A 25934-nucleotide genomic window follows, 5' to 3' on the forward strand; every position below is an offset into this window, starting at 1 on the left:
AAGAGGAACTGAAGAGATGTCACGCATCGGCAGACTGCCCGTACCCGTCCCCTCCGGCGTCGAGGTGACCCTGGACGGCCAGAACGTCCAGGTCAAGGGCCCCAAGGGCACCCTGAGCCACGTCGTCGCACGCCCGATCACGGTCGCGCGCGCCGACAACGGCGAGATCGAGGTGAGCCGGCCCGACGACGAGCGCGTCAGCCGCTCGCTGCACGGTCTCACCCGCACGCTGGTCGCCAACATGGTCGCCGGCGTCACCGCGGGCTACGAGAAGAAGCTCGAGATCCGCGGCGTCGGTTACCGCGTCGTCGCCAAGGGCCCGAGCCAGCTCGAGTTCGCCCTCGGCTACAGCCACCCCGTGCACGTGACCGCCCCTGAGGGCATCACGTTCAACGTGGAGGCTCCCACCCGCTTCTCGGTCATCGGCATCGACAAGCAGCAGGTGGGCGAGGTGGCCGCGAACATCCGCAAGCTGCGCAAGCCGGAGCCCTACAAGGGCAAGGGTGTGCGCTACGTGGGCGAGCACGTCCGCATGAAGGCCGGAAAGGCTGGTAAGTGATGGCTGTCTCGCTGTCGCAGCACAAGGGCACCGCGGCCAAGACGCGTTCGCGTCTGCGTCGTCAGGTCCGGGGCCGCAAGAAGATCTTCGGCGCGCCCGAGCGTCCGCGCCTCGTCGTCACCCGGTCCGCCCGTCACATCACCGCCCAGGTGATCGACGACGTCGCCGGCCACACGCTGGCGTACGCCTCGACGATGGAGGGCGACCTCCGGGTCGTCGAGGGCGACAAGTCGGCCAAGGCGCGTCAGGTCGGCGAGCTCGTCGCCACGCGTGCCAAGGCCGCTGGTGTCGAGCAGGTCGTCTTCGACCGGGCCGGCAACAAGTACCACGGACGGATCGCGGCCCTGGCCGACGCCGCCCGCGAAGCCGGCCTCGGCTTCTGACCGGCACGGCTGCGTAGGAATTAGGAAGAGGTAAGTCAGATGAGTGGAACCCAGCGCCGCGGAGGCGGCACGGGCGGAGACCGTCGCGGCGGCGGCCGTGACGGTGGCCGCGGTGGGCCTGCCGAGAAGAGCAACTACATCGAGCGCGTCGTCGCCATCAACCGGGTGGCGAAGGTCGTGAAGGGTGGTCGTCGCTTCAGCTTCACCGCGCTGGTCGTGGTGGGCGACGGTGACGGCAACGTCGGCGTCGGCTACGGCAAGGCCAAGGAGGTGCCCGCGGCGATCGCCAAGGGTGTCGAGGAGGCCAAGAAGGCGTTCTTCAACGTCCCGCGCATCCAGGGCACGATCCCGCACCCCGTCCAGGGGGAGAAGGCGGCCGGCGTCGTCATGCTGCGTCCGGCCTCGCCCGGTACCGGTGTGATCGCGGGCGGCTCGGCCCGTGCGGTGCTCGAGTGCGCCGGCGTGCACGACGTGCTCGCCAAGTCGCTCGGGTCGGCCAACTCCATCAACGTGGTGCACGCCACGGTGGCGGCGCTGCAGAGCCTCGAGCAGCCGGAGCAGGTCGCGCGTCGTCGCGGGCTGTCCGTCGAGCAGGTCACCCCGGCCGCGATCCTGCGGGCCCGCGAGGCGGTGAGCGCGTCGTGACGCAGCTTCTCGTCAAGCAGATCCGCAGCGGTGTCGGCGGTCGTCAGAACCAGCGGGACACGCTGCGCACCCTCGGTCTGCGTCGGATCGGTGACACCTCGATCCGCGAGGACCGGCCCGAGGTCCGCGGCATGATCAACACGGTCGCCCACCTGGTGACCGTCGAGGAAGTGAGCTGAGATGGCTCTGAAGGTCCATCACCTGAGGCCGGCCCCCGGCGCCAAGACCGCCAAGACCCGCGTGGGTCGCGGCGAGGGCGGCAAGGGCGGCAAGACGGCCGGCCGCGGCACCAAGGGGACGGGCGCCCGCAAGGGCACCCCGAGCAACTTCGAGGGCGGGCAGATGCCGCTCCAGATGCGCATCCCCAAGCTGCGCGGCTTCAAGAACCCGTTCCGCGTCGAGTTCCAGGTCGTGAACCTGGACAAGCTCGGCAACCTCTTCCCCGAGGGCGGCACCGTGGGCGTCGACGACCTCGTCGCCGCCGGTGCGGTCCGCTCGGGGCAGCCGGTGAAGGTCCTCGGCAACGGCGAGATCACGGTCGCGGTGCAGGTCACCGCGAACGCGTTCTCGACCAGCGCCCGGGACAAGATCGCCGCGGCCGGCGGGAGCACGACCGAGCTCTGACCGGATGCCCGACCCGGCGGTGACCCCGCCGGGCGCCAGGGCGACCGGACGCACGGCCAGGAGGGCCGCCCGCACACGTGCGGGCGGCCCTCTGGCATGCCCACCGAAAGAAGCCCCCACGCGCGATTGGGCGGGCCGCAGCCCTTCCTTCCGGCCGGTCGGTGACGTTGACTGCTGGTGCCGTCCACCAGCGAGGAACTCACCATGACACCGTCGTCCGCCCGTCCCACCTCCGTCCTGCGACGGGCCGTCGTGGCCCTCGCCACCCTCGGCCTCGGCGCGGGGGTCGCCCTCGTCGGCGCCGACGCCGCCTCCGCGGCCCCGAAGCACGACCCCGGCCAGCACGGCCAGCACGGCCCGGCGAGCATCGCCCTGCCCGTCGGCTTCCAGCCCGAGGGCATCGCGATCGGGGGCAAGCGCGTCTACTCGGGCTCCCGCGTGACCGGGGACATCTACGTCGCCGACCTGCGGACCGGGAAGGGCCGGGTGCTCTCGAAGGGTCCCGGGACCCCGTCGCTCGGCCTGAAGGTCGACGGGCGCCGCCTGTGGGTCGCGGGTGGGACCGGCGGCGACGCCCGGGTGGTCGACACGCGTACGGGCGAGGTCCGGGCCTCGGTCACGCTGACGACGAAGACGAGCTTCGTCAACGACGTGGTCCTCGCGGGCCGCTACGCCTGGTTCACGGACTCCGCGCAGCCCCAGCTCTACCGGGTCGACCGCCGGCACCCGGAGCGCGCACCGAAGACCGTGGCGCTCTCCGGCGACTGGGAGCAGGTCGAGGGCAACAACGCCAACGGCATCACGCGCTCGCCCGACGGCAAGGCGCTGCTCGTCGTGAACTCCACCACCGGCAGGCTCTTCCGGGTCGAGCTGTCGGGCCGCGCCACGGCGGTCGACCTCGGGGGCGCCTCGCTCGTCAACGGCGACGGCCTGCTGCTGCGCGGACGGACCCTCTACGCGGTCCAGAACCGCCTGAACCAGGTCGCCGTGGTGTCGCTCGACAAGCGTGGCACCAGCGGCGTCGTGCGCCGCACCATCACCAGCCCGGCCTTCGACGTGCCCAGCACGGTGGCGCGCTCGGGGAAGTACCTGTACCTGCCGAACGCCCGCTTCGGTGCCGCCGACCCGGGGGCGATCGCGTACAGCATCAACCGCGTCCGGGCGTAGCGGAGGGGGAGGGTCCGCGTCCGAACGGGGCGCGGACCAGGAATCCTCCAATTCCGCGATAGAGTCGGGCGGTCCTCAGGCGGCGCGTACCCTCGCCAGGACGCTCGCGACTTGAAAGGGAGGGCGGGATGCTTTCCGCGTTCGCCAACGCCTTCCGGACGCCGGACCTGCGCAAGAAGATTCTCTTCACGCTCGGGATCCTGGCGATCTTCCGGCTCGGCTCCATCATCCCCACGCCCAACGTCAACGCCGCGCAGGTCAACATCTGCCTGCGCCAGGCGACGTCGGGCGACCAGCAGGGCCTCTACTCCCTGATCAACCTCTTCTCGGGCGGGGCGCTGCTCCAGCTCGCGATCTTCGCGCTCGGGATCATGCCGTACATCACGGCGAGCATCATCCTGCAGCTGCTCACCGTGGTCATCCCGCGGCTCGAGGCCCTCAAGAAGGAGGGCCAGTCGGGGCAGACGAAGATCACGCAGTACACGCGCTACCTGACCTTGGTCCTCGCGCTGCTGAACTCGACGGCCTTCGTGACGGTGGCGGTCAACGACCGCCTCTTCACCGGCTGCACGGGCATCGTCTACGACACGGGCTACTTCCCGGTGATCGCGATGATCCTCACGATGACCGCCGGCACGAGCGTCATCATGTGGCTCGGCGAGCTCATCACCGAGCGCGGCGTCGGCAACGGCATGTCGGTGCTGATCTTCACCCAGATCGCCGCAACGTTCCCGTCGGCGCTGTGGGGCCTCAAGGTCGCCCGCCCGGGCCAGCAGGGCTGGGTCGTCTTCCTGCTCGTCATCGCCCTCGGGCTGCTGGTCATGGTCGGCGTCATCTTCGTCGAGCAGGCGCAGCGCCGGATCCCGGTGCAGTACGCGAAGCGGATGGTCGGCCGGCGGATGTTCGGCGGCACCACGACGTACATCCCGATCAAGGTGAACCAGGCCGGCGTCATCCCGGTCATCTTCGCCTCGTCGCTGCTCTACCTGCCCGCCCTGTACGCCCAGTTCCGTCCCGAGGACCGCTTCTCGAGCTGGATCTCGGGGCACTTCGTCAAGGGCGACCACCCCGTCTACATGATCACGTTCTTCCTGCTGATCGTGTTCTTCGCCTACTTCTACGTCGCGATCACCTTCAACCCCGAAGAGGTCGCCGACAACATGAAGAAGTACGGCGGCTTCATCCCCGGCATCCGCGCGGGCAAGCCGACCGAGAACTACCTCGCGTTCGTGCTCTCGCGGCTCACCCTGCCGGGCGCCCTCTACCTCGGACTGATCGCACTGCTGCCGTCGGTCGCGTTCATCTTCCTGAACGCCAACCAGAACTTCCCCTTCGGTGGCACCTCGATCCTCATCATCGTCGGCGTCGGTCTCGACACCGTGAAGCAGATCGAGTCCCAGCTGCAGCAACGCAACTACGAAGGGTTCCTCCGCTGATGCACCTGTTGATCATGGGTCCGCCCGGGGCCGGCAAGGGCACGCAGGCCGTGCGCATCGCCGAGCACTACCAGATCCCGGCGATCTCGACGGGGGACATGTTCCGGGCGATGCGCGGGCTGGACACGCCGCTGGCCAGGCAGGTGCAGGAGATCATGGCCTCCGGGGCGTACGTGCCGAACGACGTCACCAACCAGGTCGTGGCCGACCGGCTGCTCGCCGACGACTGCGCGCGCGGGTTCCTGCTCGACGGCTACCCGCGGACGCTGCCCCAGGTCGACTACCTGGACGGGGTCCTCGACGAGGGTGCCCGGTCGATCGACGCCGTCATCTCGCTGGCGGTCGACCCCGACGAGCTCGTCGGGCGGCTGATCAAGCGCGGGGCCAGCTCGGGGCGCGAGGACGACACGCCCGAGGCCATCCGGACCCGTCAGCAGGTCTACATCGACGAGACCGCGCCGCTGCTCGACGTCTACCGCCAGCGCGGCGTGCTCGTCGAGGTGGACGGCCTGGGCGAGGTCGACGTGGTGACGAAGCGGCTGTTCACGGCGCTCGACGAGCGGGCCGGCAGCGGCAGCGCGCTGGTCGGCGGCACCTCCTAGCCCGCTCGTGGCCCCACGCCCGAGCGTCGAGGTCAAGACCCCGGACCAGGTCCGGGCGATGCGCCGGGCCGGCCTGGTGGTCGCCCGTGCGCTCGACGCGGTCGTGGCCGCGGTCCGGCCGGGCGTCACCACCCGTGAGCTCGACGCCGTCGCGGCCGCGGCGATCGCGGAGGCGGGCGCGCAGCCCTCCTTCCTCGGCTACGGCGCCGACGAGGACCGGCCCGGGTTCCCCGGGGTCGTGTGCCTGTCCGTCGACGACGAGGTGGTGCACGGCATCCCCGGCGCGCGGGTGCTCGCCGAGGGCGACCTGCTGTCCGTCGACTGCGGCGCGATCGTGGACGGCTGGCACGGTGACGCCGCCGTCAGCGTCGTGGTGGGCGACGGCCCGCCGTCGGCCGAGGTGGCCGGCCTGCTGGAGGCCACCCGGACGGCGATGTGGCACGGTCTGGCCGCGCTGCGCGAGGGCGGGCGCGTCGGTGATGTCGCCGCCGCCGTGGAGCGCGTCGTGGGCGACGGCCCGTACGGGATCGTCGAGGACTACGTCGGCCACGGGATCGGCACCGAGATGCACCAGGCGCCCGACGTCCCGCACAGCCGGCCGCGCGGGCCGCTCGCGGGGCTGCGCGGGCGTGGTCCGCGCCTGGTCGCGGGGACCGTGCTCGCCGTCGAGCCGATGCTGACGCTGGGCGACCCGGACACGCACGAGCTGGACGACGGCTGGACGGCCGTCACCGACGACGGGCGCTGGGCCTGCCACTGGGAGCACACGGTGGCGATCACGCCGACCGGGCTGTGGGTGCTGACCGCCCACGACGGGGGAGAGGCCGAGCTCACCGCGCTCGGCGCCCCGTACGGACCCCTGGACTGAGCGAAAGCCCTTCAGCCTGTCAGCGCGTCCCGGTAGTTTGCCTGCCATGACGCTGGCCACGGACGACGACGTCTTCAGCGCCCTGGTCGAACCGTTCCGGGGCGAGCTCACCGCGCACTGCTACCGGATGCTCGGGTCGGTCCACGACGCCGAGGACCTGGTCCAGGAGACCTACCTGCGGGCGTGGCGCTCGTACGGCAAGTTCGAGGGCCGGTCGTCGGTCCGCACCTGGATGTACAAGATCGCCACGAACGTCTGCCTCACCGCGCTGGACGGCCGTGCCCGCCGTCCGATGCCCACCGGGCTCGGTCAGCCGGCCTCCGACCCGCGCGGGACGCTCGAGTCGCGCCCGGAGGTCACCTGGCTGGAGCCGCTGCCCGACCGGGTCGTGTGGGGCGGTTCGTCGGACGAGCCCGAGGCGACCGCGCTGCACCGGGAGAGCGTCCGGCTCGCCTTCGTCGCCGCTCTGCAGCACCTGACCCCGCCGCAGCGCGCGGCGGTGGTCCTCTTCGACGTGCTCGCGCTGCAGGCGAGCGAGGTCGCCGAGCTGCTCGACACCTCCGTGGCCGCGGTCAACAGCAGCCTGCAGCGGGCGCGGGCGCACCTGGCCAAGCTCGACCGGGAGTCGCAGGAGCGGGCCCCCGAGCTCGACGACGCCCGCAAGCGTGCCCTCCTCGCCGAGTACGTCGACGCGTTCGAGCGCTACGACGTGCCGCGGATCGTCGCGCTGCTCAGCGCCGACGTCGTCTGGGAGATGCCCCCGTTCACCGGTTGGTACACCGGGGCGGAGGAGATCGGCGCCCTGATCGAGACCAACTGCCCGGCGGAGCGGCCCGGCGACCAGATGCTCGTCGAGGTGTCGGCGAACGGCGGCCCGGCGTTCGCGCTCTACATGCGCGACCCGGTGGACGGGGTGCACCGCGCCTTCCACCTGCAGGTGCCGACCCTCGGGGCGGACGGCGTCACCCACGTCCGCGTCTTCTTCGACCCCGGCCTGTTCGCCCGCTTCGGCCTGCCCGAGGAGCTGCCGGCCGAGCACCTGGCCCGGGCCCGCGCCCTGCAGCAGGACGGCGGCGTGGCGCCCGCCGAGTAACCTGGAGGCGTGTCCGAGCTGCCGATCTCCTCGCCCTACCGCAGCAGGCCGGACGCGCCCGTCACGGACTCCGAGCGCGAGCAGCTGAGCGCAAGGCTCAACACCGCGTACGCGGACGGGGCCCTGGACGCCGACGACTACCAGGGGCGCCTCGACTCCCTCTTCGCCGCGACGACGCTGGGCCAGCTGGTTCCCGTGGTCGACGGCCTGCCGCCGGCCGCCACGTACGACAGCCCCTCGATCGTCGCCTCCGGCGGCGGGCAGCCGGGGGAGCTCGCGCCGGCGCGTGACGCGAGCGGCGTCTCGCTCGGCGTCATTGTCGGCGTCACCGGTCTCGTCGTCGTCATCGCCATCCTCTTCCTGGTGCTCGTCGGCAACGCCTGACGCCGGCCGCGGCGACGGTGGGGACCACCAAACCGTCGACCGCGGCGTGACGAACTGCCACTGACCAGGGAGAACGTCGACCTTGGTCAGCCTTACCTAACTGTGGTGCGGAACACTGTTTGAAACGTCACCGCGCCCTCTCTCACGCCCTAGGATCCCGTTGTGCCCAGGCAGGACACTCACGCGAAGATCGCGGAGCATGTGCAGCGGCTCGGTGAGCTCCACCCGCCGATCGCGCTGAGCTCTGTCGACCGCACCATCAAGGACCCGGCCGCCGTCAAGGCCCGCTTCGGTCACACGATCGACTACCTCGCCCGCGTGGAGCTCGAGGTCGACCGCAACGTGCTGGAGCTGCTGGTGCTGCTCCCCGACGTCGACGACACGAACAAGACCTTCTACTCCGACGTGTGGCAGCCGCAGGAGATCCAGCACGGCCTGATTCTCGACCGGCTGCAGACCGACCTCGGCCGCGAGCCGGCGATGCCGCACATGGACGTCTCGTTCAAGATCAAGATCCTCGGCGCCCTGGCGAACCTCAAGCCGATCCAGGACATCGCCAAGCTGATGTACTTCCTGACCGGCGCGAGCACCGAGCGCCAGGCCGTGCTGGCCTACAACCACATCAGCGCGGGTCTGAAGGAGATGGGGGAGACCGCCATCGCCGAGACGATCATCAACCCGATCAAGCAGCAGGAGCCGGGCCACTTCGCCTTCTACAACATGTCGGCCTCCGCGATGGTCGCCGACAAGGTGCTGAAGCCCTGGCAGCTGTTCCTGACCCGGGTGCTCCGCGAGAAGAGCTACGGCCTCGTGGGCACGAACTCGCGCGACGACTTCAAGGCCGACATGGGCCGGGTCGCCCATGACCTGGGCATCGACGCCGACCTCGAGGGCTACGCCCGCGAGATCGGCCGGGTCGAGCAGCGCCTCCTGTGGGCCGACAAGCAGGGCATGACGTTCCCGCCGTACATCCTCAAGGCGCTGCGCGAGAGCGTGGACCTCTACCGCGAGCGCGGCCTCATCCCGCGCCCCGTCTGACCCTCCGCCGCTGAGCGTCCGGCGCGTTCGACACCTGTCGAACGCGCCCCGAGAGCCTGCGACCCCTGTCGGGTGACTTCTGCGCCCGTACGCGGTGGAATGGAGGAGGCCGGCCGCGAGCGCGCGACCGGCGTCTGACGCGGTTTTCTCGAGGAGTGACGTGGACGCGATCACGGTGGTGCCGGCCCCCATCAACGAGCCGGTGCACGACTACGCACCGCACAGCCCGGAGCGGGCCCGGCTCGCCGTGGCCCTGGCCGAGCTCTCGAGCGGGGTGACCGAGATCAGCCAGGTCATCGGCGGCGAGCACAAGCCGGCGTCCGGCGACGCGTACGAGGTCGTGCAGCCGCACCGGCACGCGTCCGTCGTCGGCCGCTACGCCAGCTCCACCCACAGCGACGTCGCCGCGGCGATCGAGGCCTCGCAGGCGGCGGCCCCGGCCTGGCGCGAGCTGAGCTTCGACGACCGGGCGGCCGTGTTCCTGCGCGCCGCGGACCTGCTCTCCGGCCCGTGGCGCGAGAAGCTCGCCGCCGCGACGATGCTCGGGCAGTCCAAGACCGCCTACCAGGCCGAGATCGACACACCCTGCGAGCTGATCGACTTCTGGCGGTTCAACGTCCAGTTTGCCCGCGACATCCTGGCCGAGCAGCCGGTGTCGGGCCCCGGCGTGTGGAATCGGCTCGACCACCGCGCCCTCGAGGGGTTCGTCTACGCGATCACCCCGTTCAACTTCACGGCCATCGCCGGCAACCTGCCGACCGCCCCCGCGCTGATGGGCAACGTCGTCGTCTGGAAGCCCTCGCCCACCCAGGCGCTCTCGGCCTACCTGACGATGCAGCTGCTCGAGGCCGCGGGGCTGCCCGCCGGCGTCATCAACCTCGTCCTGGGCGACGGCCCCGTCGTCTCCGAGGTCGCCCTGGCCGACCCGCGGCTCGCCGGCATCCACTTCACCGGCAGCACCGCGACCTTCCAGCGCCTGTGGCGCGAGGTCGGCAACAACATCGACCGCTACCACGGCTACCCGCGCATCGTGGGGGAGACCGGTGGCAAGGACTTCATCCTCGCCCACGCGTCCGCCGACCCCGACGTCCTCGCGACCGCGATGATCCGCGGCGCGTTCGACTACCAGGGCCAGAAGTGCTCTGCCGCCTCGCGCGCCTTCGTGCCGCGCTCGGTCTGGTCGCGGATGGGCGACGGCTTCCTCGACCAGGTGAACGCGCTCCGCTACGGCGACGTGACCGACCTGTCCTACTTCGGCGGCGCGGTCATCGACCGCCGCGCGTTCGACAAGAACGCGGCCGCCATCGAGCGGGCCCGCTCCGCGTCCGGCGTCACGGTCGCGGCCGGCGGCACCGTCGACGACTCCGAGGGCTTCTTCGTCGCGCCGACGGTCCTGCTCGGCGACGACCCCACGGACGAGATGTTCAGCACCGAGTACTTCGGACCGCTGCTCGCGGTGCACGTCTACGAGGACGGCCCCTCCGCCTTCTCCGACATCATCAAGGTCGTCGACACCGGCAGCCCGTACGCGCTGACCGGCGCCGTGATCGCGACCGACCGGACCGCGATCGCAGAGGCCGCGAAGGGCCTGCGCTTCTCGGCCGGCAACTTCTACGTCAACGACAAGCCGACCGGCGCGGTCGTGGGCCAGCAGCCGTTCGGCGGCGGGCGCACGTCGGGCACCAACGACAAGGCCGGCTCCGCGCAGAACCTGCTCCGCTGGACGTCGACCCGGTCGATGAAGGAGACGTTCGTCCCGCCGCGCAGCCCCCTCTACCCGCACCAGCAGCCGGAGTCCTGACGTGACGAGCTCTCCCGCGACGACGGTCACGCATCGTCGGACCCTGCGCCTGCCGGTCCTGACGAACCCGCTGCGGCCGCTGCTGCTCGCCGCCGCCGGGTCCGCCCGGCTCCAGCGCGTGGTCACCGGCCTGCCCGTCAGCCGTGCGGTCGTCCGCCGCTACGTGCCGGGCGCCGGGCAGGACGCCGTGGTCGACGCGACCCGCGAGATCCTCGCCTCCGGGCGGGCGATCAGCATCGACCACCTCGGGGAGGACACCAGCGACCCGGCCCAGGCCGAGGCCACGGTGCAGGCCTACCTCGACCTGCTCGAGGCGTTCGGCACGCTCGACGCCCCGGCCCGCGACGGCGTCCCCACGCTCGAGGTGTCGCTCAAGCTCTCGGCGCTCGGGCAGTTCCTGCCCGACGGCGGCCACGACATCGCCCTGACCAACGCCCGGCGCATCTGCCGGGCCGCGGAGGCCGTGGGCGCCTGGGTCAACGTCGACGCCGAGGACCACACGACGACGGACTCGACCCTGGCCATCGTGCGCGAGCTGCGTGCCGACCACCCAAGCGTCGCGACGGTCCTGCAGGCCTACCTCCGCCGGACGGAGGAGGACTGCCGCTCGCTGGCCACCGAGGGTTCGCGGATCCGGCTGTGCAAGGGCGCGTACGCCGAGCCCGCCGACGTCGCCTTCCAGAAGGGCGACGAGGTCGACGCCTCGTACCAGCGCTGCCTCGAGATCCTCTTCGAGGGCGAGGGCTACCCCATGGTCGCCTCGCACGACCCCGAGATGATCGAGACCGGCCTCGCGCTGGCGGAGCGTCTCGGCCGGAGCAGCGACCGCTACGAGTTCCAGATGCTCTACGGCATCCGTGACGACGAGCAGCGCCGTCTGGCCGCGGCCGGCCACACGGTCCGCGTCTACACCCCGTACGGCGACCAGTGGTACGGCTACTTCATGCGCCGCCTCGCCGAGCGCCCCGCGAACCTGCTCTTCTTCGCCCGCTCCCTGATCGGCCGCTGAGGTCTCCTCCCCCTTGCTCTCGGGCCCGTCCCTCGCGCCCCAGGTCTTTCACGTAAACGTGAAAGACCGGTACTGACCACGGCAGATCTGCCGTGGTCAGTACGGGAGTTTCACGTAAACGTGAAAGTCCTGGGACAGGAGGGGCGCACCGCTGATCCCGGGCAAGGGCCGGTTCAGGCCGGGGCCGGGGCCGGGACCGTACGCGGAACGAGGGTCACGGGGACGGGGGCGCGGCGGAGGATCTTCGAGGCGTGCGAGCCGAGGAAGAAGCGGCTCACGGGGGAGCTGCTGGCGCCCACGGCGAGGACGTCGCCGGCGGCCCAGCTGACGTCGGCGACCGCTTCGCCCCAGGTGCTGCCCTGGCCGACGACCACCTCGAGCTCGGCGCCGGCGGCCTCGGCGATCTCGGCCACCACGGCGCGGCGCCACTCGGCCACGACCAGGTCCTCGGCGGACGCCTCGATCGAACCGCCGCGCGCGTCCGGCGGTCGTACCGCGAAGCAGGCCACCCGCAGCGTCGCGCCGATCCGCTCGGCGACCGACCGCGCGCTCAGCAGCAGGTCGCTGTCCCGGTCGGCCCGCCCGTACGCGACCGTCACCCGCGCGATGCGGGCGCCGGGCGCGGTGCTGTAGCCGGCCGGGGCGAGGGTGACCGGCACCTCCGAGCTGTGCAGGAGCCGTTCGGCGACGCCGCCGAGCGAGACCTGGCCGAGCAGCCCGGAACCCGCCGACCCGAGCACGACCGAGCTCGCGGACTCCTCGGCCACGACCTCGAGCAGCCCCGACGACACCGAACGGGCCCGGTGCAGGCGACCACGGACGACGAGGTCGGGCCCGACCGCCTCGGCGACCCCGGCCAGGGCGCTGCGGCCCTCCTGCTCCTGCACGGCCAGGAACTCCGCGTCGGCGCGGTAGGGGTTCGGCGGCCAGGGCGTGGGGACGACGACGGCGACGGCCAGGTCGTCGCCGTTCGAGCGGGCGACCATCGCCCCCAGGTGCAGCGCCGCGGTGCCGCGCTCGCCGGGGGCCAGGCCGACGACGGTGGTCACCTCGCGCCGGCCGGCAGCCCGGCGTGCTCGACGACGACGTGGGTCACGGGCAGGTCGTAGGCCTCCCGGGCCCGGTCGACCACGTCGTAGCGCAGCCACGCCGACCGGTCCTCGGGCAGCGTGCAGATCACCAGGCGGTCCGGGTCGAACTCCTGCACGGCCGCGGCGAGCGCGCGCAGCGGCCGGTAGTCGCCCAGGGCGCCCTCGGCGTCCAGCCCCTCGTCCCGCAGGATCCGGAGGGTGAGGTCGAGCCGGGCCTGGGCGGCCTGGGTCGTCTTCTCCCACACGAACGCGGCGCCCTCGTGCAGCGCCTGGCCGGTGTCGATCGGGTTGGCGGGGACGCACACGAAGTAGCGCGCCTGCCGCTCCCGGTCGATCCGGCGGAGCTCGTCGAGCAGCTCCTCGCCGTTGACCGTCTCGTTGGCCAGCACGAGCACGCGGGTCGCCGGGGCCTCCGGCGTCGCGCCCCCGACGTCGGCGCGTGGTGCCCCCTCGCCGGGCGCCCGGCCCTGCAGGCGCCGGGAGACGAAGTAGAGGACGACGACCAGGGCCCAGGCGAGCAGGCTCAGGACGAGCTGGGGCCGGACGTCGGCGTTCACGCCCATCTGGACCAGCACCGCCACGATCGCGGCGACGACCACGAAGGACAGGGCCGGGAAGAGCCACATCTTCACCGTCAGGTGCTCTGAGCCGGTCCGCCGCCGCAGGATGATCTGGGAGATCGCGATCAGCAGGTAGACGAAGAGGATGACCGCGCCGGAGGAGTTCAGCAGGAAGAGGAACACGGTGTCGGGCGACACCGCCGCGGCGATCACGCAGAGGAAGCCGACGACCGTGGAGGCCAGGATCGCGTTGCGCGGGACCCCGCGCCCGGTGACCTCCATGAGCGCGGTCGGGGCCTCGCGACGCGCGGCGAGCACGAAGAGCATCCGCGAGGACGTGTAGAGCCCGGAGTTGAGGCAGGACAGCACGGCGGTCAGCACGACGGCGTTCATGATGTGGTCCGCGTACGGGATGCCCATCACCTTGAACGCGGCGACGTAGGGCGAGGCGGCGAGGTCGGCGCTGTTCCAGGGCAGGATCACGGCCAGCAGGAAGATCGAGCCGACGAAGAAGATCGCGATCCGCAGGATGACGGAGTTCGTCGCGCGGGCGATCGACTTCCCCGGGTCGGGCGACTCGGCCGCGGCGATCGTGGCGACCTCCGCCCCGACCATCGAGAAGATGACGACGACGATGGCCGAGAAGATCGCCCCGACCCCGAGCGGGAAGAAGCCGTCGTGGACGGTGAGGTTGCTGAAGTCGAGGCTCTTGCCCGGCCAGGCGCCGAAGACGAAGAGGCCGCCGAGGACCAGGAACACGATGATGGCCGCGACCTTGATGCCGGCGAACCAGAACTCGAACTCGCCGAACGAGCTGACGGAGAAGAGGTTCGTCGCGGTCATCAGCGTCATGAGGACCAGCGACATCAGCCACAGGGGGACCGAGGGCAGCCAGTACTGGATCACCTTTGCGCCGGCCACCGCCTCGAAGCCGATGACGATGACCCAGAAGTACCAGTAGAGCCAGCCGACGCTGAACCCCGCCCAGCCGCCGATGGCCTGCCGCGCGTAGTCGGCGAACGAGCCCGTCGACGGGTTCGCGGTGGCCATCTCGCCGAGCATCCGCATCACCAGGATGATCAGCACCCCGGTGATGGCGTAGCTGAGGAAGGCCGACGGGCCCGCCTCGGAGATCACGGTCCCGGAGCCCACGAACAGCCCGGCCCCGATCACGCCCCCCATCGCGATCATCGTGAGGTGGCGCTGCTTCAGGCCCTTCTTGAGCTCGACCGGTGGTGCTCCCACGATGTCCTCCGAGGATGGGTGCGGACGTGTCCTGGACCACATCCCATGCCATTCGAAGGAAATGCGCCAGAGGGAGGGCGTCCCGCACCCGTTCCGTGGACACCCCGGACCCCCGTCCGGAGGCTCCGTCGGCCCCGCCGACACGCCCGGAATGCACCGCCGGGGGCGCGCGTTGCACGCATCACAGCACTGGCACCAGCCAGGTCCGAGATCCCCTCCCGTACGGCACGTCCGCGGATTTGGGGTGACCGACGCGCTGACGTAACATTGTCTGTCGGTCACCCGCCGGTGACGCGATGCACCATGCAGTCAGGTTGATTGGGAGTTATGGCGAAGAAAGAAGGCGCACTCGAGCTGGAGGGCACCGTGGTCGAGGCACTGCCGAACGCGATGTTCCGCGTCGAGCTGGCCAACGGTCACAAGGTCCTCGCCACGATCAGTGGCAAGATGCGGCAGCACTACATCCGCATCCTTCCGGCCGACCGGGTCGTCGTCGAGCTCTCCGCGTACGACCTGACCCGTGGACGCATCGTCTACCGGCACAAGTGATCTCGAGGCCCGTCCCCGGACGGGCCGACAGCTGAGCACACCACTCTGCGCCGTGCAGGCACCTGCCCGGCACCCGAAGAAGCACGAAGAAGGAAGCTCGATGAAGGTCCAGCCGAGCGTCAAGCGCATCTGCGACAAGTGCAAGGTGATCCGTCGTCACGGCAACGTGATGGTCATCTGCGAGAACCCGCGGCACAAGCAGCGCCAGGGCTGAGTTCCCTCAGCTCGACCCGGGCGCAGCCCGGGCGCACGACCAGCAAGACCCAGAAAGTGTGATCGCAGCTCCTCGAGCCTCCGGGCTCGGGGAGACACCCCCGGTCGGAGGCCGGGGCCCAGGCGGTGAACCACCCCACGAGTGGTCTCACCACAAGGCAGCCGGGGACGCGTCACGCCAGACACCTCCGCGGCGCACGGCCCACGACACGGGCCTGCGCCGGGACACGAAAGGTCGTACAGCCTGATGGCTCGCCTGATCGGGGTTGACCTCCCGCGCGACAAGCGCCTCGAGGTCGCCCTCACATACATCTACGGCGTGGGGCACACCCGCGCTCTGGAGACCCTGGAGAACACGGGGATCAGCGGGGACACGCGTGTCCACCAGCTGAACGACGACCAGCTCGTCGCCCTGCGTGACTGGATCGAAGCGCACTACCAGACCGAGGGTGACCTCCGTCGCGAGGTGGCCGCCGACATCCGTCGCAAGGTCGAGATCGGCTCCTACCAGGGCCGTCGTCACCGTGCAGGCCTGCCCGTCCGCGGGCAGCGCACCCGGACGAACGCGCGCGGTCGCAAGGGTGCGCGCAAGCCTGTCGCCGGCAAGAAGAAGGCGCGCTGAGCCCCGCCGGGCGACGCGCGTAGACCCAGGAGAACAGAGCACAGATGGCTACTGCAGGCCGTAACACCCGCGCCACCAAGGTGCGGAAGAAGGAAAAGAAGAACGTGGTGTCGGGCCAGGCCCACATCAAGAGCACGTTCAACAACACCGTCATCTCCATCACTGACCCGACCGGCGCGGTCATCGCGTGGGCCTCGGCCGGCACCGTCGGCTTCAAGGGCTCGCGCAAGTCGACCCCGTACGCCGCGCAGATGGCTGCGGAGGCCGCCGGCCGCCGCGCCATGGAGCACGGCATGAAGCGCGTCGACGTCTTCGTCAAGGGTCCCGGCTCCGGCCGCGAGACCGCGATCCGCTCGCTCGGGGCCGTCGGCCTCGAGGTCGGTGCGATCGCCGACGTGACCCCCATCCCGCACAACGGCTGCCGCCCGCCCAAGCGGCGCCGGGTCTAGTCACCACACCCAGAAAGGAAAGCTGAACAGACATGGCTCGTTACACCGGTCCCATGACCAAGAAGTCGCGTCGGCTGGGTGTCGACCTGGTCGGCGGCGACAGCTCGTTCGAGAAGCGCCCCTACCCGCCCGGCGCCCACGGCAAGGGTCGCATCAAGGAGTCGGAGTACCTGCTCCAGATGCGCGAGAAGCAGAAGGCCCGCTTCTCCTACGGCGTGCTCGAGAAGCAGTTCCGTCGCTACTACGAAGAGGCGAACCGGATCCAGGGCAAGACGGGTGACAACCTGCTGCAGATCCTGGAGTCCCGCCTCGACAACGTGGTCTACCGCGCCGGGCTCGCCCGCACGCGTCGGCAGGCCCGCCAGTTCGTCGTCCACGGGCACTTCCTCGTGAACGGGCAGAAGGTCAACATCCCGTCGTACCGCGTCAGCGAGCACGACATCATCGACCTCGCGCCCAAGGCCAACGAGCAGACGCCGCACATCGTCAACCGTGAGACCCACGGCGAGCGCGAGGTGCCGGCCTGGCTGCAGGTGCTCCCCGAGCGCGGCCGCGTCTTCGTGCACCAGCTCCCCACCCGGGCGCAGATCACGATCGACGTCCAGGAGCAGCTGATCGTCGAGCTCTACTCCAAGTAGCGCTCTCCGCACGGTCCCCGAGCCCGGCGAGGTCACTCGTCGGGTCCGGGGCCCGTGCGCGCAAGGCCCCTCCGGCACCGGACGTGCCGGGGGATCTGCGGGTTCAAATATCGGTTCCCGCAGGGAAGGAAGAGATCCACCATGCTCATCGCCCAGCGCCCCACGCTGTCGGAGGACGTCGACTCCGACTACCGCTCGCGGTTCGTCATCGAGCCGCTCGAGCCCGGCTTCGGCTACACCCTCGGCAACTCCCTGCGCCGCACGCTGCTGTCCTCCATCCCGGGGGCGGCCGTGACGAGCATCAAGGTCGAGGGCAACCTCCACGAGTTCTCCACCATCGAGGGTGTGGTCGAGGACGTCACCGAGATCATCCTCAACCTCAAGGCGCTCGTCGTCTCCTCGGAGGAGGACGAGCCCGTCACCATGTACCTGCGCAAGTCCGGCGCCGGTGAGGTCACCGCCGCGGACATCGCGCCGCCCGCGGGTGTCGAGGTCCACAACCCCGAGCTCCACATCGCCACGCTGAACGACTCCGGCCGGCTGGACATGGAGCTCGTCGTCGAGCGTGGCCGCGGCTACGTCTCCGCCGTGCAGAACAAGGCGATCGACGCCGAGATCGGCCGCATCCCGGTCGACTCGATCTACTCGCCGGTCCTCAAGGTCACCTACAAGGTCGAGGCCACCCGCGTCGAGCAGCGCACCGACTTCGACCGGCTGATCCTGGACGTCGAGACCAAGCCGGCCATCCGCCCGCGCGACGCCGTCGCGTCGGCCGGTCGCACGCTGACCGAGCTGTTCGGCCTGGCCCGTGAGCTCAACGTCGAGGCCGAGGGCATCGAGATCGGCCCGTCGCCGATCGACGAGCAGCTCGCCGCCGACCTGGCCCTGCCGGTCGAGGACCTGAACCTGACGGTCCGGTCGTACAACTGCCTCAAGCGCGAGGGCATCCACACGGTGTCCGAGCTCGTGTCGCGCAGCGAGCAGGACCTGCTCGACATCCGCAACTTCGGCTCCAAGTCCATCGACGAGGTCAAGCTGAAGCTGCACGAGATGGGTCTGTCCCTCAAGGACAGCGCCCCCGGCTTCGACCCGTTGAGCGCGATCCGCTACGACGACGACGCCGAGGACGCGGACTTCACCGAGACCGAGCAGTACTGAGCCACCTGCCCGCGGTCCCGCGGGCACCCGATCGCCCACCCCGTCGTACGGCGGGGAGGGCGACCCGGACCTGACACTGGAGAACGGACACCATGCCCACACCGACCAAGGGCGCCCGCCTCGGCGGCAGCCCGTCGCACGAGCGGATCATCCTGGCCAACCTGGCCACGCAGCTGTTCGAGCACGGCAAGATCGTGACGACGGAGGCGAAGGCCAAGCGGCTGCGCCCGCTGGCGGAGAAGCTCATCACCAAGGCGAAGCGCGGTGACATCCACGCCCGCCGCTCGGTGCTGACCACGGTCCGCGACAAGGGCGTGGTGCACGTGCTCTTCACCGAGATCGCCCCGACGCTGGCCGACCGCGAGGGCGGCTACCTGCGCATCACGAAGGTGGGTCCCCGCAAGGGCGACAACGCCCCCATGGCGCAGATCGAGATCGTGACCGAGACGGTCGAGGCCGGCCGCGCCAACCGCGCCAAGGTCAGCCCGGCCCCGACTGCGCGCAAGACGGCGGCCCGCGGTGCGGGTCGGCAGGCGGCCCCGGCCGCCGGCGCGACGGCCGTTGCCGACGGTGGCGAGTCCCAGGTGAGCCCCGACGCCCCGAGCCAGGAGGCTCCGGCCGAGGAGCTGGTCGAGGACACGAACGAGCGCGACGAGGCGACCTCCGAGCAGGAGCAGCCGAGCGACGACGTCAACGCCGAAGAGGCCGCGACGGTCGAGGGCGAGCAGAAGGCCTGACGCAGCGCCAGCAGCACCGGGTCCTGCGAGCGTCGGCGAGCAGCACCCAGCGGTCGTGAGGGGGTCGTACCCCTCACGACCCCGGACGGCGTCCACCCTGCGGGGTGGGCGCCGTTCGTGCGTCTGCGGTCCGGGCATGATGCGGGCGTGCCGACCGCCGCGATCGACGACGTCCTCTCCCGCGCCCGGGAGGGCTGGACGCGCCTGAGCGCCACGGAGGCGTACGCGGCGGTGCAGGACGGGGCGCTGCTCGTCGACACCCGTACGCAGGCGCAGCGCGACCGTACGGGGAACCTGCCGGGGGCGGTGGTCATCGACCGGACCGTGCTCGAGTGGCGCCTCGACCCGACCAGCCCGAACCGCATTCCCGAGGCCGACGCCCGGCCGCGGGTCGTGGTCGTGTGCCGGCAGGGCTACAGCTCGTCGCTCGCGGCCCGGTCGCTGCGCGACCTCGGTCTCGACGCGACCGACGTCGTCGACGGCGTCGAGGGGTGGCTGGCCGCAGGGCTGCCGATGTCCCGCGAACCCGCCGACGTGCGCGAGTAGCGGGCCGGCGTCCTAGACGAGCTTGGCGAGCAGCGAGTCGTCCCAGCGGTCGACGAGGTCGGCCGGGCCGTCGAACACCTCGTCCGCCCCCGCGCCCGACAGCTCGCAGCCGGAGATGCCGCCGCAGGTGAGGCTGATGACCCGCACGCCGGCGCGCTGCGCGGCCTGGACGTCCCACACCGTGTCGCCGATGGCGACCGTGTGCGCCGGGTCGAGGTCGTGCTGCTCCATCGCCGTGGTCAGCAGGTCGGGGGCGGGCTTGCCCTCGCCCACGTCGCCCGACGTCGTGGCGCCGGCCAGGATCCCCTCGCCGACGCCGATGGCCGGGAGCATCCAGTCCAGGTCGCTCTTCTCGCCGCTCGTGGCCAGCACGACGCGGTAGCCGGCGTCGTGGCAGCGCCGCACGAGGTGGTCGGCGCCGGAGAAGGCGACGACCTGGTCCTGCAGCTTGGCGTAACGCTTCGAGTGCCGCTTCACGATCTTCGCCTTGGTCCTGTCGTCCGCCTCCGAGGCGAGCCTCTCGACCAGCCCGGCGCTGGCGATCCCCACCGCCCGGTGCGTGTCGGACATGGAGACGCCGGCGACGCCCGCGTCACGGAACGCCTGCCACCACGCCAGCGCGTGCAGGTAGTTCGTGTCGAGGAGGGTGCCGTCGACGTCCAGCAGCACCCCGGGCCTGGTGTTCGCGCTCACCGCACGATCGTCGCAGGGGCGTCGGCGGACCGACGGGGGGTCCACAACGAGGACCCAGGCGCCGCACAGCGCGCCCGTGGAGGGTGAGCCCGTGCCGACGACCTCCGCCTCCGCGCCGACCGTTCCGTCCGACCCTCGTGGCGCCGTCACCCCGTCGCCACGTCCGGGTCCGGGCTCGGGCGAGCCTGTGGCCCCCGTACGGCCGGCCGGGCGTCGCTGGGCGGTCCCGGCCGTGCTCGCGACCCTCCTGGTGGTCGGCCTGGCCGCGCGGGTCCCGATGCTGTCGCAGCAGTCGGGCGACTACCGCGCGTTCCTGCTGCCCTGGTACGAGCACCTGGCGCAGGCCGGCGGGTTCGCGGGGCTGGGGGACACCTTCTCGAACTACAACACCCCGTACCTCGTGCTGCTCGCGGTCCTCACCCACCTGCCCGTGGACCCCCTGGTCGGCGTCAAGGCGGTCTCGATCGCGTTCGACGTGCTGCTCGCCGGCTTCGCGTACGGGATCGTCCGCGAGGTCCGCCCGACCACGCGCTGGCTGCCGGTCGTCGCGTTCGGCGCCACCCTCTGCCTGCCCACGGTCGTGCTGAACAGCGCGTGGTGGGCCCAGTGCGACTCGATCTACGCCTCCCTCTGCCTGGGCAGCCTCTACCTCCTGCTGCGGCGGCAGACCGCCCTGGCCTGCGTCCTCTTCGGCCTCGCGTTCGCGTTCAAGCTGCAGGCGCTGTTCTTCCTGCCAGCCCTGGTCGTGCTGGTGCTGGTGAACCGCCAGCGCCTGCGCGGGCTCGTGCTGGTCCCGGTGACGTTCCTCGCGGCCCTGGTGCCCGCCTGGCTCGCCGGCCGCAGCATGGTCAGCCAGCTCCTGGTCTATCCCGAGCAGGTGGCGAACCCGTCCGGCGCGGGCGCCGGGGGAGGGACGGCCCGTACGGCCGGTGGGTTCGGCGGCGGTGGGCGCGGGGGCGGGTTCGGTGGCGGCACGCCGGGGGCCGGACCCGGCGGGGGAGGGGGCGGTGGCGGCGGCACCGCCTCGACGCACAGCTTCACCTCGAACGCGCCGACCTGGTACTCCTGGCTCCCGGCCGACGCCTCGACCACCTGGAAGTGGGTCGGGCTGGGGGTCGCCGTCGCGGTCGCCCTCGCCTTCGCGGTGTGGCTGCTCGCACGGCGCCGGCGGCTGGCCCCCGGAGAGATGCTGCTGGTCGCGGCCACGCTGTCGCTGGCGGTGCCCCTGCTGCTGCCGGAGATGCACGAGCGGTACTTCTACCTGGGCGAGGTGCTCGCGGTCGTCGCCGTCCTCGTCGACCGGCGGTTCCTCGTCGTGGCCGCACTGATGCAGGTCGCCACGCTGAGCACGTACTGGTCGTACCTGCGGGACGCGACGGTGCTCGACCTCGAGACCGCGTCCGTCCTCGCGCTCGCCGCCGCCGTGGCCGCGACCGCGGTCCTCGTCCTCCGGTTGCGTCGCGTCCCGCGCGCGGAGCCGGCGGCGGAGGTCGCCCTCGCCAGGGCCTGACCGGACTGTCGGTGCCGCACGGCACGATGGGCGCATGCTGCTCGAGCGACTCGCGGACACCTGGGCGGCGCTCGGGGCCACCCGCAGCCGCCTCGCCAAGCGCGACCTGATCGTCGGCGTCCTCGCCGACCTGGGCGGCGCGGGCGACCCGGAGGACGCGACCGACCTGGAGACGGTCGTGTCGTACCTGATCGGGTCGCTCCGCCAGCGCCGGACGGGGGTCGGCGGACGGTCGCTGCACGACCTGCCGACGCCGGCCACCACCGCGACGCTCACCGTCGCCGAGGTGCACGAGGCGTTCGAGGCGATCGCCGGGCTGTCCGGCGCGGGTTCGGTCGCTGCCCGGGCGGCCGCGGTGGAGGCGCTCTTCGCCCGTGCCACCGCACCGGAGCAGGACTTCCTGCGCGGGCTCGTCTTCGGCGAGCTGCGCCAGGGCGCCTCGGAGGCGGCCGTGCAGGAGGCGCTCGCGGCCGCGTACGGGGTCCCGGTGGTCGCGGTGCGGCGGGCCGCGATGCTGCGCTCGTCGACCGTGGCGGCGGCCGCCCTGCTGCACGCGGGCGGGCTCGAGGCGCTCGAGCAGGTCGGGCTGGCCGTCGGGACGCCGGTCCAGCCCATGCTCGCGGCCAGCGAGCCCGACCCGACCGCCGCGGTCGCGCGGACGGGGCTGCCGGCGATGGTCGACGCCAAGCTCGACGGGATCCGGGTCCAGGTGCACCGCGACGGCGACGAGGTGCACGTCTACACGCGCAGCCTCGACGAGATCACGAGCCGCCTGCCGGAGGTCGTGAACGCCGTCCGCGCGCTGCCGCACGAGCGCCTGGTGCTCGACGGCGAGGTGCTGGCCCTGCGCGACGACGGGCGGCCGGAGGTCTTCCAGGCCGTCGCGTCGCGGGCCATGAGCAGTCTCGACGTGCCCGCGGCCGAACGTCGTCTCCCGCTGCGGCCCTTCTTCTTCGACGTCCTGCACGCCGACGGACGCGACCTGCTCGACGTGCCGCTGCACGAGCGGGCCGCCGCCATGGCCGAGCTCCTGCCCGCCAAGCTCCTGGTGCCCCGGGTCGTCACCGACGACGTCGCGGAGGTCGAGGCCGTGTTCGCGCGGTGGGTGGCGGAGGGCTTCGAGGGCGTCGTCGTGAAGAAGTTGGACGCCCCGTACGCGGCCGGTCGCCGCAGCTCGGGGTGGGTCAAGCTCAAGCCTCGGCACACGTTCGACCTGGTCGTCACGGCGGTGGAGTGGGGTCACGGACGCCGGCAGGGCTGGCTGTCGAACCTGCACCTCGCCGCGCGGGACCCCGAGCGCGGGTTCGTGATGCTGGGCAAGACGTTCAAGGGCCTGACCGACGAGACCCTGCGCTGGCAGACCGAGCACTTCCTGGCGCTCGAGACGAGCCGTTCGCGCGGCGTCGTGCATGTGCAGCCCACCACGGTGGTGGAGATCGCGATCGACGGGCTGCAGGTCTCGACCCGCTACCCGGGCGGCGTCGCGCTGCGGTTCGCCAGGGTGCTGCGCTACCGCCCGGACAAGCCGGCGGAGGAGGCGGACACCCTCGAGACGGTGCGTGCCCTGAGCCCGGTGCTGCCGACCGACGACGCAGAAGGCGCGACCGGCTCGGAGTCGTGAGCCAGCGGCCCGACTGAAGTCGGACCGGGCGCCCGTGTCTGGACGACCGGAGGAGGAAGCCCCGCGGGGCCGAGCTCGGCCACGTCGAGCAGTGGCGGGCTTCCGACGGAGGGAGGAAGACACCGGGTCAGAGCCCGGGACGCGCCGCAGCGGAGCGGAGACAGAAGATAGGCATAACAAACCCGCGAGCTTGGCGACGGGGCTCCGGTGGAGCCCGGACGTCGGCCAGATGGACGGTCTGGCACTCGCGGGTTCGGGTGATGGCTGTGGATTAGCCGGCCGTTCGGCCGAGCGGATCACGCCGCGTCCTAGGTCGAACGGCTAGGCCGCCGCCACCTCACTTGTCCGAAGAGAACTCATGAATCGGACCACCTCCTTCCCGTGTACCCACAACGTTAGGTCGGCGTTTCAAGAGGGTCAACGCCTTTCTCGGAACTCGTCCGACGGACGCCGGATCCGCCCGGGATGTCGCTGCTCAGCGTGTCCTGGGGAGGGAGGAGTGGGGCCCCTCCCACGAACCTCAGCCGCGCACCTCGGCGTACCGGGCGAGGGCCTCGAGGCGTTCGGCCTTGTGGTCGACGACCGGCGCCGGGTAGCCGGCCGGGGGACCGCCGGGTGCGAGCCAGGGCTCGTGGACATGCTTGTCCGGGACGTCGGCCAGCTCGGGGACGTAGCGGCGGACGTACGCGCCGTCGGGGTCGAACTTCTGCGCCTGGAGGGTGGGGTTGAAGACGCGGTAGAACGGGGCCGGGTCGTTGCCGCAGCCGGCGACCCACTGCCAGTTGAGCTGGTTGCTGGCCGCGTCGCCGTCGCGCAGGTGCCGCATGAACCACGCCGCGCCGTCCTCCCACGGCAGGTGCAGGTCCTTGACCAGGAACGACCCGGTCACGAGGCGCACCCGGTTGTGCATCCAGCCCTCGGCCCGCAGCTGCCGCATCCCGGCATCGACGAGCGGGTAGCCCGTACGCCCCTCCTGCCAGGCCTCGAGCCGGGCGGCGGCGACCTCGGACGTCCGCGGGTCGTCGCGCCGGAAGTCGACGAACCGCTGCTGCACGGGTCGGGTGGTCGCGTCCGGGCGGTGCCAGAGCACGTCGGCGTAGAAGTCGCGCCACGCGACCTGCCGGGCGATCGCCGCGGGCCCCTCGCCGTCGAGGTCGGCGAGGTCGGCCAGCACGGTGCGCGGGTGCAGGTGGCCCCAGCGCAGCGCCACGGAGACGTGCGCGGTCGCGTCGGCGCCGGGCACGTCGTGGAGGCGCTTGTAGTCCGCGGGCCCCTCCCGGCTCCGCGTCACCCAGGCCCGCCACGAGCGCAGGGCCGCGGCCTCGCCGGCGAGCGGGACGAGGTCGGGGTCGGGCGGCTCCACGGCGACCCGGTCGGGCGCCGCGGTCCAGCGGACCGTCGCCGGGTCGACCGCGGTCGCCGGGCCGTGCACCCCGCGCTCGAGCCAGGCGCGGTGGAAGGGGGAGAACACCGAGAACGGCGTCCCCGAACCGGTGAGCAGAGTCCCGGGGGCGACCGCGTACGGCGAGCCGGTCGCGTGCAGCTCGCGCCCGTCGAGCGCCAGCGCCTCCGCCACCCGGGCGTCGCGGCGGCGGCCGTACGGCCCGAAGTCGGCGCTGACGTGCACCGTGGCGGCACCCACCGCGGCGGCCACACGGGGCACGACCTCCTCGGGGCCGCCCTCGACCACGCTCAGCCCGGGCCCGCCGGCCTCGCGCAGCACGCGGTCGAGGTCCGCGAGCGCGGCGGTCAGCCAGGCGGAGCGGCCCTGCCCGGCGGACCGGCGCAGGAGAGGGTCGGTGACGAAGAGCGGCAGGACGTGGCTGCCCTCGGAGACGGCGGCGCCGAGGGCGGGGTTGTCGGCGAGGCGGAGGTCGCGCCGCACCCACCAGATCACCGGGCGGTCCGGAGGGGTCATGTCGTCTAGTCTTGCGTCGGGTCGCACACGCGAGGGCGGTGGATGCATCGAAGGGCCCGCGCGACGATCCCAGGAGGGCTGAACGTGAGTGACCTCATCGACACCACGGAGATGTACCTCCGGACGATCTACGAGCTCGAGGAAGAGGGCATCGTCCCCCTGCGCGCCCGGATCGCGGAGCGGCTGCACCAGAGCGGCCCGACGGTGTCCCAGACGGTCGCCCGCATGGAGCGCGACAACCTCGTTCGGGTGCAGGGCGACCGCCACCTCGAGCTGAGCGACGAGGGCCGGTCCCGCGCCATCCGCGTGATGCGCAAGCACCGGCTCGCCGAGCGGCTGCTCATCGACGTCATCGGGCTGGACTGGGAGCTCGTCCACGACGAGGCCTGCCGCTGGGAGCACGTGATCTCGGAGGACGTCGAGCGCAAGCTGGTCGACCTCCTGAACAGCCCGACCGAGTCCCCGTACGGCAACCCGATTCCCGGGCTCGACGAGCTCGGCGTGGTCGAGCCGCCGTCGCTGTTCCGCGACGGCAACGTGCAGCTCGCCGACGCCGTCCGCGAGGCCCCCGTCCGGGTGGTCATCGAGCGGATGAGCGAGGAGATCCAGAAGGACATCGAGATGATGGGCACCCTCCGGGTGGCCGGCATCCGTCCCGGGGCCGAGGTCGACGCCGAGGTCGGCGGCCTGGGCGTCCGGCTCTCCGCGGACGGGCACCCCGGCTGCGAGATCGACCGCGAGGCGTCGACGCACCTGTTCGTGACCCGGATCTGAC

At 71.8% G+C, this 25934-nt stretch carries 29 protein-coding genes; 25 read left to right on the forward strand and 4 right to left on the reverse strand.

Features of this window, described 5'->3' with window-relative positions; genetic code table 11:
- Window positions 1-16 precede the first annotated feature (16 nt).
- The 14 genes from rplF (at window position 17) to ABD665_RS18290 (ending at window position 11609) form a co-directional block, all read left to right on the forward strand.
- Entirely contained in the window at window positions 17-559 is a 543-nt protein-coding gene (gene rplF, locus ABD665_RS18225; protein WP_204911067.1) for a 50S ribosomal protein L6, read from the forward strand.
- Window positions 559-942, forward strand: coding sequence for a 50S ribosomal protein L18 (rplR, locus tag ABD665_RS18230; protein ID WP_204911068.1), 384 nt, complete (start codon window positions 559-561; stop codon window positions 940-942). Before rplF ends, rplR begins: the two co-directional genes overlap by 1 nt.
- A gap of 39 nt (window positions 943-981) precedes the next feature.
- On the forward strand, window positions 982-1587 hold the full coding sequence (rpsE, locus tag ABD665_RS18235) for a 30S ribosomal protein S5 (protein WP_204911069.1): 606 nt from the start codon (window positions 982-984) through the stop codon (window positions 1585-1587).
- Window positions 1584-1766: a 50S ribosomal protein L30 gene (rpmD, locus tag ABD665_RS18240; RefSeq protein WP_204911070.1), complete on the forward strand. Its 183-nt coding sequence runs from the start codon at window positions 1584-1586 to the stop codon at window positions 1764-1766. The genes rpsE and rpmD overlap by 4 nt, the downstream gene beginning before the upstream one ends.
- A 1-nt stretch (window position 1767) precedes the next feature.
- Window positions 1768-2211, forward strand: coding sequence for a 50S ribosomal protein L15 (rplO, locus tag ABD665_RS18245; protein ID WP_204911071.1), 444 nt, complete (start codon window positions 1768-1770; stop codon window positions 2209-2211).
- 204 nt (window positions 2212-2415) lie between these two features.
- Window positions 2416-3378 (forward strand): SMP-30/gluconolactonase/LRE family protein, encoded by a 963-nt coding sequence (locus ABD665_RS18250; RefSeq protein WP_204911072.1) that lies wholly within the window; start codon window positions 2416-2418, stop codon window positions 3376-3378.
- Window positions 3379-3506: 128 nt separating this feature from the next.
- Window positions 3507-4814 (forward strand): preprotein translocase subunit SecY, encoded by a 1308-nt coding sequence (gene secY / locus ABD665_RS18255; RefSeq protein ID WP_204911073.1) that lies wholly within the window; start codon window positions 3507-3509, stop codon window positions 4812-4814.
- Window positions 4814-5416: an adenylate kinase gene (locus ABD665_RS18260; RefSeq protein ID WP_204911074.1), complete on the forward strand. Its 603-nt coding sequence runs from the start codon at window positions 4814-4816 to the stop codon at window positions 5414-5416. Before secY ends, ABD665_RS18260 begins: the two co-directional genes overlap by 1 nt.
- Window positions 5417-5423: 7 nt before the next feature.
- The gene (map, locus tag ABD665_RS18265) at window positions 5424-6284 is read left to right on the forward strand and encodes a type I methionyl aminopeptidase (RefSeq protein ID WP_344742671.1); all 861 of its coding nucleotides are present in this window, start codon (window positions 5424-5426) and stop codon (window positions 6282-6284) included.
- 46 nt (window positions 6285-6330) lie between these two features.
- The gene (locus tag ABD665_RS18270; protein WP_204911075.1) at window positions 6331-7377 is read left to right on the forward strand and encodes an RNA polymerase subunit sigma-70; all 1047 of its coding nucleotides are present in this window, start codon (window positions 6331-6333) and stop codon (window positions 7375-7377) included.
- A gap of 9 nt (window positions 7378-7386) precedes the next feature.
- Window positions 7387-7761: a DUF1707 domain-containing protein gene (locus ABD665_RS18275; protein ID WP_204911076.1), complete on the forward strand. Its 375-nt coding sequence runs from the start codon at window positions 7387-7389 to the stop codon at window positions 7759-7761.
- A gap of 162 nt (window positions 7762-7923) precedes the next feature.
- Window positions 7924-8799 (forward strand): GTP-binding protein LepA, encoded by an 876-nt coding sequence (locus ABD665_RS18280; RefSeq protein ID WP_204911077.1) that lies wholly within the window; start codon window positions 7924-7926, stop codon window positions 8797-8799.
- Between the two features lie 160 nt (window positions 8800-8959).
- Window positions 8960-10600, forward strand: a complete 1641-nt coding sequence (gene pruA / locus ABD665_RS18285; protein ID WP_204911078.1) for an L-glutamate gamma-semialdehyde dehydrogenase — start codon at window positions 8960-8962, stop codon at window positions 10598-10600.
- A 1-nt stretch (window position 10601) separates the two neighbouring features.
- Window positions 10602-11609 carry a proline dehydrogenase family protein gene (locus tag ABD665_RS18290; protein WP_344742672.1) on the forward strand — a complete coding sequence of 336 codons (1008 nt, stop codon included), beginning with the start codon at window positions 10602-10604 and terminating at the stop codon, window positions 11607-11609.
- A 173-nt stretch (window positions 11610-11782) separates the two neighbouring features.
- Here ABD665_RS18290 and ABD665_RS18295 read toward each other — a convergent pair whose 3' ends face one another.
- Window positions 11783-12658 carry a universal stress protein gene (locus ABD665_RS18295; RefSeq protein WP_204911079.1) on the reverse strand — a complete coding sequence of 292 codons (876 nt, stop codon included), beginning with the start codon at window positions 12656-12658 and terminating at the stop codon, window positions 11783-11785.
- Complete coding sequence (locus ABD665_RS18300; protein ID WP_204911080.1) at window positions 12655-14505, reverse strand: amino acid permease; 1851 nt, start codon at window positions 14503-14505, stop codon at window positions 12655-12657. Before ABD665_RS18300 ends, ABD665_RS18295 begins: the two co-directional genes overlap by 4 nt.
- A gap of 327 nt (window positions 14506-14832) precedes the next feature.
- On the opposite strand from ABD665_RS18300, the gene infA reads away from it, so the two are divergent.
- From infA to ABD665_RS18340, 8 genes are all read left to right on the forward strand, one after another.
- Window positions 14833-15054 (forward strand): translation initiation factor IF-1, encoded by a 222-nt coding sequence (gene infA / locus ABD665_RS18305; RefSeq protein ID WP_091075514.1) that lies wholly within the window; start codon window positions 14833-14835, stop codon window positions 15052-15054.
- Between the two features lie 100 nt (window positions 15055-15154).
- Window positions 15155-15268, forward strand: coding sequence for a 50S ribosomal protein L36 (gene rpmJ / locus ABD665_RS18310; RefSeq protein WP_204911081.1), 114 nt, complete (start codon window positions 15155-15157; stop codon window positions 15266-15268).
- Between the two features lie 246 nt (window positions 15269-15514).
- A complete protein-coding gene (gene rpsM / locus ABD665_RS18315) occupies window positions 15515-15889 on the forward strand; it encodes a 30S ribosomal protein S13 (RefSeq protein ID WP_204911082.1) in 375 nt (124 codons plus the stop codon).
- A 44-nt stretch (window positions 15890-15933) separates the two neighbouring features.
- Entirely contained in the window at window positions 15934-16338 is a 405-nt protein-coding gene (gene rpsK / locus ABD665_RS18320; protein ID WP_204911083.1) for a 30S ribosomal protein S11, read from the forward strand.
- 32 nt (window positions 16339-16370) lie between these two features.
- Window positions 16371-16976, forward strand: a complete 606-nt coding sequence (rpsD, locus tag ABD665_RS18325; protein ID WP_204911084.1) for a 30S ribosomal protein S4 — start codon at window positions 16371-16373, stop codon at window positions 16974-16976.
- 141 nt (window positions 16977-17117) lie between these two features.
- Complete coding sequence (locus ABD665_RS18330; RefSeq protein ID WP_204911085.1) at window positions 17118-18134, forward strand: DNA-directed RNA polymerase subunit alpha; 1017 nt, start codon at window positions 17118-17120, stop codon at window positions 18132-18134.
- Window positions 18135-18226: 92 nt separating this feature from the next.
- The gene (gene rplQ / locus ABD665_RS18335) at window positions 18227-18871 is read left to right on the forward strand and encodes a 50S ribosomal protein L17 (RefSeq protein ID WP_204911086.1); all 645 of its coding nucleotides are present in this window, start codon (window positions 18227-18229) and stop codon (window positions 18869-18871) included.
- A 147-nt stretch (window positions 18872-19018) separates the two neighbouring features.
- The gene (locus ABD665_RS18340; RefSeq protein WP_204911087.1) at window positions 19019-19417 is read left to right on the forward strand and encodes a rhodanese-like domain-containing protein; all 399 of its coding nucleotides are present in this window, start codon (window positions 19019-19021) and stop codon (window positions 19415-19417) included.
- A gap of 12 nt (window positions 19418-19429) precedes the next feature.
- On the opposite strand, the gene ABD665_RS18345 is transcribed toward ABD665_RS18340, so the two are convergent.
- Window positions 19430-20110, reverse strand: a complete 681-nt coding sequence (locus tag ABD665_RS18345; RefSeq protein WP_204911088.1) for an HAD-IA family hydrolase — start codon at window positions 20108-20110, stop codon at window positions 19430-19432.
- Between the two features lie 232 nt (window positions 20111-20342).
- Here ABD665_RS18345 and ABD665_RS18350 point away from each other — a divergent pair, with 232 nt between their 5' ends.
- Complete coding sequence (locus ABD665_RS18350) at window positions 20343-21620, forward strand: glycosyltransferase 87 family protein (protein WP_344742679.1); 1278 nt, start codon at window positions 20343-20345, stop codon at window positions 21618-21620.
- A 34-nt stretch (window positions 21621-21654) separates the two neighbouring features.
- Complete coding sequence (locus ABD665_RS18355) at window positions 21655-23241, forward strand: ATP-dependent DNA ligase (RefSeq protein ID WP_204911090.1); 1587 nt, start codon at window positions 21655-21657, stop codon at window positions 23239-23241.
- Window positions 23242-23761: 520 nt separating this feature from the next.
- Here the strand turns inward: ABD665_RS18355 and ABD665_RS18360 are convergent.
- Window positions 23762-25159, reverse strand: a complete 1398-nt coding sequence (locus tag ABD665_RS18360; RefSeq protein WP_204911091.1) for an FAD-binding domain-containing protein — start codon at window positions 25157-25159, stop codon at window positions 23762-23764.
- 84 nt (window positions 25160-25243) lie between these two features.
- On the opposite strand from ABD665_RS18360, the gene ABD665_RS18365 reads away from it, so the two are divergent.
- Window positions 25244-25933: an iron-dependent transcriptional repressor DtxR gene (locus ABD665_RS18365; RefSeq protein WP_204911092.1), complete on the forward strand. Its 690-nt coding sequence runs from the start codon at window positions 25244-25246 to the stop codon at window positions 25931-25933.
- Window position 25934 lies beyond the last annotated feature (1 nt).

This window comes from Microlunatus spumicola (assembly GCF_039536445.1).
Classification (GTDB): Bacteria; Actinomycetota; Actinomycetes; order Propionibacteriales; family Propionibacteriaceae; genus Microlunatus; species Microlunatus spumicola.